This window comes from Collinsella aerofaciens (assembly GCF_015557435.1).
Classification (GTDB): Bacteria; Actinomycetota; Coriobacteriia; order Coriobacteriales; family Coriobacteriaceae; genus Collinsella; species Collinsella aerofaciens_Z.
Map to the genome: position 1 here is coordinate 1 of NZ_JADNOH010000049.1, position 4,223 is coordinate 4,223.

Consider the following 4,223-nt stretch of genomic DNA (forward strand, 5'->3'; position numbering starts at 1 on the left):
CCTATTTGGAATCCGAATCGTCCATGGAGCCGTCGATGCCGGTTTTGGTGTCGTCCGTATTGGAATCGTCATCCTCGGGGCTTATAGGACACATTTTGTCCTATAAGCCCCGATCAATTCATACTCCTCATCCTCGCCGAATTGCGAGTATGGCAGAATCGGCACTGGATGGCAGCGCGCTAGGCCGTGTCCGCGGAGTTAGCCCCTTGTTTTATCGTAACAGCTGATTCTAGGGACGTTTCACTGTGCCCCTTTTGGCAATTTCCTGTGCCCTTTTTGGAAACTCGAGCGCCTATCTGACCGATGGGAAAGATTTAGCGAATTTAGGTGTACCACTTTGTGTTAGTTTGTATTTTAGACAGTATTTGTGATACGCTTTGTTTCAATCAGTAGTGGTACGATTTCGCTTGTTCAACGAAGGAGGTAATTGTCTATGGCAGTGGCCGAGGAGAAGAAAAGAATCCAGGTTACTCTGCCTCTCGAAATTTGGCGTGATCTCGATGACTACGCGAAGAGCCGCGGTGTAGCTAAGTCGTCTATGGCGGCGATCGCTATCGCCGAGTTTTTGGAGCGTGTTAAAGAGCAAAAATAGATATGAAAAAAGCCCCCTACCGCCAAGTAAGAAGGGCTTTTTCCATGTTCAAATGTGGCTTTCTGGCCTGTTACCTGCAATCCTAGCACACGTATGCTTCGATTTGGGTCCCTATGTTGAAGTACTACCAAAATACTATGGCATCACTTCGACTGATGGCTAGATAGCCTCAATGAGAGGCTAGTTTATGGATACCAGAAATTTAAAACCGGACGCGGGCGGTGGCTATCCGTGGGACACGGATAGCCACCCGTCCGGCCCCGCAAGCCCGTCTGGAATGGGGGCGGCGTCCGATTTCGCGAATCAGGCCGTCACAGATGCCGCCATGCCCAATAGTGAGAGTCACCGCGAAGCACTTCGCCGGGCATCGGATGAATCGTCCCGTGTCGCCCACATGGTGCAGGATATGGTCAGCGAGAAGGTCGCGATCATCAAGCCGCCGTGGATGCTCGAGCTCGGTTTGCCTAGACTTGACACCGATATCATGGGGCGGATTTGGTCGTTCCAGCGCAAGGACGTTTACAAATCCACCTGCTACATCAGCCTTGCCACCATGGCGGCGGACGTCAACTCGGATCGGTCGAACGTCAAGAAGAGAATCGATAAGCTCGTCGAACTCGGTCTTTTGATTAAGTCGCCGCGTGGTAATAACAAATCTGTTGAGTACCGGCTCGATATGACGGCGATCGCTAAGCGCAGGCTCGAAGTCGAGGAGGGTAGGAAAAAGCAACGCGCCGAGAATTCGGCGAAACGCAAAGCTCAGTGGGACGCAAAGCATTCTGCCTAGTTTGAAGGGCTATGGGTTGTATGAACCCATAGCCCTATTTCTTTTTCTTACAAACTATGGGTTGAAAGAACCTACAGTATAGCTATGGGTTGTTTTAACCCATAGCCTGGCGAAAAATCATTTTATTGATAGGGGGTTAAATAACGGTTCTTCAGCAAGACTATTGGTTAGGACAACCCATAGTCTTGCTGACAGAGATCGCGGACGCTTTTCCGTGACGGTATAGCTATGGGTTGAAAGAACCCATAGACAATTTAAGCCACTTTTCTAGCTATGGGTTAATCCAACCCATAGAAAGCGATCGAAAAATGCCAAAAAGTACCGGAATAGTTATTTCAACCCATAGTTTGAGCCTGTGTTAGCCGGGGCCAACTTATCAACTATGGGTTGTCTCACGAGACTATGGGTTGAAATAACCCATGCCAACTATGGGTTCAGTTAACCCATGCACTATGGGTTGAAATAACCACAACTATGGGTTGAAATAACCACAACTATGGGTTCATACAACCCACCAAGTCTGACTAGAGTGAATAAGATTCACTTAGTCTGAACTCAAGGGAGAAACGGAGAAATCTACCAGAAAGCATTTAATGATCGAAAGATATACAAACAAGGAGATCCTTCGTCCTTGCCCTCCGTTCGGCTACGCCTCACTCCGCGTCGCCTGTGGCTCCTTGGCGCTCGCTACGCTCGCACTCCGGTCGCCTTCGGCTCCCTGCGCGTCGGCTGTGCCTCCTTGCCCTCCGCGCGCTTGCGCACGCTCCGCGTCGCCTGCGGCTCCTTGGCATGGCCTTCGGCCAAAAGTGTGGGGGCTCCGCCCCAACTCCCCACCCACGTTCTCGCCAATCCCCGGCGCCGGCGTCGCCTTCGGCTCCCCGGGCGACCTATCGCACTCAGTCGCAGCCCGTCCAATTCGGCAATGAGTGCCGAATCCGATTTCCGGTCAATCGGGATACCGGTATTCAGTCAACCTTGCACAGAATACCGCTAGAAGGTCACAGAATTGAAAATAGGACGACTTATTGGTGGGGTTTACCCGTTTTCTCATTGCTATATAAAACGAGGTCTTAAATCGGCTCTCAGTGGCCTAAAAAGAGACAGGAGCACCTTTCGATACCCCTGTCCTGATCCTCTTGGGCTTCCATTTTGTCACAACGTTAAGAACGTCACGCCGCCCTCTTCGTTAAAACCCGTTTTCGGCAAGGTACTCGTCGAACAGCTCACGTGCGATGTCGGAAACGGACTTGTCCTCCTCGAGTGCGGCCTGCTTCAAGCGCTTGCGATGGCTCTCGGGAACGTAGACAGACAGCTGTACAAGCCTCTCAGATGCCCCTTCAGCGCCTTTTTTGGGGCGCCCGGCTTTCCGTACCTGCGGAGCCGGTTTCTGGGACTCAGATGCGCTCTCAACGATTTTCTGCTGCCTCTCCTCGGCCTTCTCCGCGGCGACGTCGAAGTAGGAGGTCGATTTCTTGAACTTTCCGGCCATTACAGGACCTCCTCGATCTCGTCCAGGATGTTTTCGATTGCCAGGGCTGCCTTGCCGCTCTTCGCGATTTCGTACACGGGCTTGCCCAGGGCCGCGCCCTGCTTGAAGGCCGCTGCGGTCGGAACGGTGCCCAGCACGGGCAAGTCATCGGCTTCGAGTAGTTCGAGGAACTGGCGGTCGACCGTCTGGTTTGCCGCGAAGTTGTTGACGATGATTGCGAAGGACAAATCGGGATTGGCCTCGGTGATGACCTTGATCGTGCGTTTCATCGGCTTTAGGCCGAGGGTGCCTGGCTGGACCGGGATGATCGCGATGTCGGCGTTTTTCGCGTACGTGGCCGTCTCGTCACTCAGGAAACCCGGCGTGTCGATGACGTTTACGGCGTTCTCGTCGTCGAGCAGGTTCTTCTCGTGGTTCGCGCCGCCCTGAGGGTCGAGATTGCCGAATCCGACTTTGTGGCCGCGGCGCTCGAGACCCCAGGCGATCTCGTCGGCGAACGTCGTCTTGCCGACGCCGCCCTTCTGATTGACTAGCAGGATGTTCGTCGCCATGTCCTCCCCTTTCTGAAATAGCATAGTCATATATTATCACATTAACATGTGACTACATTAAGTGATTCTAAGTTGCAGGTAGAAATATATGAGCATGTTAAGTAATTAGTATAGTACTACGCTACCGTGCTCATGACTGTGGGTTGGTTTAACCTATAGTCATGCTAAAGTTGCCAAAAGGGGCACAAAGGCCAATACGTTTGCGCAGTGCCGGAACAGCGACCTAGCATCATATGCACCGGCGGAATCATCGCAGGCCTGCAAGGAGAGCATATCCATGGGCTCGTAGTCGCCGGAGGCCTCGTGATGCAGCACGCGCCGGGCGGCGACTGGAAGCGCGTCGATTGTGATGCACTTGCTGCCTGGCTCGACAGATACGGTTACAAGGTCGCTGATTGCGAGACGGAGACCCTTCCGACCGCCGACGCGGCGAGGCGGTTACGCGAGTGGGAACGCAAAGGTAAAAACGCATCGTCGCTGAACCAGTGAGTCAGTATTCTTTAGTGTTAGATGATGGATATTGAAATTAATTAGCGAGATAATGTGCATATCTCATAATGTATGCGTTTCACCATGAGAGAGGGGTCTGTCATGAGCTGGAAACCGAGAAAATGCGTTATTGCCGGTCTCGTGACAACCGGTCCTGGCAGCGGCTTGTTTGCAACCGCAATGACATCGTACCGACTTTTCACTTACATGTTCTAAAAGGCAGTTGCCATGCTGTCGCAAAATCAATCGAGATACTTGGTCACAATCGGCTTTGCCCTGCTTGCATTACTCTTTGCTAGCGACCTTTTGCTGAAA

4 protein-coding genes are annotated in these 4,223 nt (G+C 52.4%); 2 read left to right on the plus strand and 2 right to left on the minus strand.

Going from position 1 to position 4,223, the window contains the following annotated elements; all coding sequences use genetic code 11:
- The first annotated feature begins 433 nt into the window (after positions 1 to 433).
- On the plus strand, positions 434 to 592 hold the full coding sequence (locus I2G43_RS04510; protein ID WP_082421961.1) for a ribbon-helix-helix domain-containing protein: 159 nt from the start codon (positions 434 to 436) through the stop codon (positions 590 to 592).
- 187 nt (positions 593 to 779) lie between these two features.
- A complete protein-coding gene (locus I2G43_RS04515; protein ID WP_195535255.1) occupies positions 780 to 1,379 on the plus strand; it encodes a hypothetical protein in 600 nt (199 codons plus the stop codon).
- 1,186 nt (positions 1,380 to 2,565) lie between these two features.
- Here I2G43_RS04515 and I2G43_RS04520 read toward each other — a convergent pair.
- Both I2G43_RS04520 and I2G43_RS04525 read right to left on the minus strand, forming a co-directional pair.
- Positions 2,566 to 2,868 carry a ribbon-helix-helix protein, CopG family gene (locus I2G43_RS04520; RefSeq protein ID WP_195535256.1) on the minus strand — a complete coding sequence of 101 codons (303 nt, stop codon included), beginning with the start codon at positions 2,866 to 2,868 and terminating at the stop codon, positions 2,566 to 2,568.
- Positions 2,868 to 3,419 carry a ParA family protein gene (locus tag I2G43_RS04525; protein WP_195535257.1) on the minus strand — a complete coding sequence of 184 codons (552 nt, stop codon included), beginning with the start codon at positions 3,417 to 3,419 and terminating at the stop codon, positions 2,868 to 2,870. The genes I2G43_RS04520 and I2G43_RS04525 overlap by 1 nt, the downstream gene beginning before the upstream one ends.
- Positions 3,420 to 4,223: the final 804 nt, after the last annotated feature.